We start from the raw sequence: 1,340 nt of genomic DNA, 5'->3' as shown, positions 1-1,340 counted from the left end.
GGATGCTCCTATGGATCGTCAAGCTGCCGCGGTGAGGTTCTGGGCTCGTTGGGCGGGGCGTAGGAGGTAGTAGAGCTCGCGGGCGATCATGCGCTTGAGGCAGCGGATGATGTCCTTCTTGGATAGGCCTTCCTTGGTGCGGCGCTCCACGTAGGCGCGGGTGCGGGGGTCCCAGCGCAGGCGGCAGAGCACGACGCGGTAGAGGGCGGCGTTGGCCTGGCGGTCGCCGCCGCGGTTGAGTCGGTGACGGTTGGTCTTGCCCGAGGAGGCGGGGATCGGGGCGACACGGCAGAGCATGGCGAAGGCCGGTTCGGAGTGCAGCCGATCGGTGTTCTGTCCGGCGGTGACGAGCAGCTGCCCGGCGACGTCGGCCCCGACGCCGGTGCAGGCGATGAGCTCGGGGTTGATCGCGGTGACCAGCGGGCCGATGAGGTCGTCGAGCTCGGTGATCTCCTCGCTGAGAGCTCGATGGCGGCGGGCCAGCGAGCGCAGCGCAGTCTTGGTGGCCTGCTCGGGGTCGCCGATACGGGCAGGGTCGGGCCGCAGTCCGGCGCAGGTGGCGATCAACCGGGCGTTGGCGAGGCTGCGGAGTTGGGCGCGCAGCGGCTCGACGGCGGTGACGATCAGGGACTTGATCCGCCGCTGACAATCGGCCCGCTGGTCGATGGCGCTGTGCCGGGCCACCCGCAGGTTGCGCAACGCCTCCACCTGCCCGGTCCGGTCCTTGGGGGTGCCGGTGCGCACTCCGGCCAGGGCGGTGCGGGCGGCGGCCTCGGCGTCGAGCGGGTCGGACTTGCCGGCGAACCGGCGGGTCTTGCGGTCGGGGCGGTCGATCTCAAGCATCGGCACGCCCTCGGCGGCCAGGTGTCGGGCCAGGCCGGCGCCGTAGGCGCCGGTCCCTTCGATCCCGACGATCAGCAACAGACCGAACCCGCGCAGCCAGGTGAGCAGCTGCTGGTAGCCGGCCGCGGTGGCGGGGAACTGCTGGTGACCCAGCAGTCGTCCAGCGCCGTCGATCGCAGCAGCGGTGTGGGTGTCCTGGTGGGTGTCGACGCCACCGGCCACGTCGATCTGGGCCGGGTTGGTGTCTCGTGCGATGGTGGTCATCGCCGTCCTTCTCGCTCGCAACCGACAGGGCGGCACGCACCGCCGGGCGAGCGGACAAGACAGTGATGGGTGCCTGCTGGCACAGGCTCCTATGAGGTCACGACGCCACGTCCGGTGAGTGCAAGCGAGCCCCGCAGCGGACCGAACCGACAGATCCCGTTGAAGACCCGAGGTCAGTCAGTCGCTGAGTCAGGAACGACCGCTGCGGGGCTCGCCTACATCCTCACTGTCAG

1 protein-coding gene is annotated in these 1,340 nt (G+C 70.4%); it reads right to left on the bottom strand.

Annotated features, from left to right (window positions below; all coding sequences use genetic code 11):
- Positions 1–18: 18 nt before the first annotated feature.
- Positions 19–1,107, bottom strand: a complete 1,089-nt coding sequence (locus GCU60_RS19665) for an IS110 family transposase (RefSeq protein WP_163208331.1) — start codon at positions 1,105–1,107, stop codon at positions 19–21.
- Positions 1,108–1,340: the final 233 nt, after the last annotated feature.

This window comes from Blastococcus saxobsidens, assembly GCF_010682065.1.
Classification (GTDB): Bacteria; Actinomycetota; Actinomycetes; order Mycobacteriales; family Geodermatophilaceae; genus Blastococcus; species Blastococcus saxobsidens_B.
Note: the sequence above shows the minus strand (reverse complement) of the source record. Positions and strands in the feature narration are given on the sequence as shown.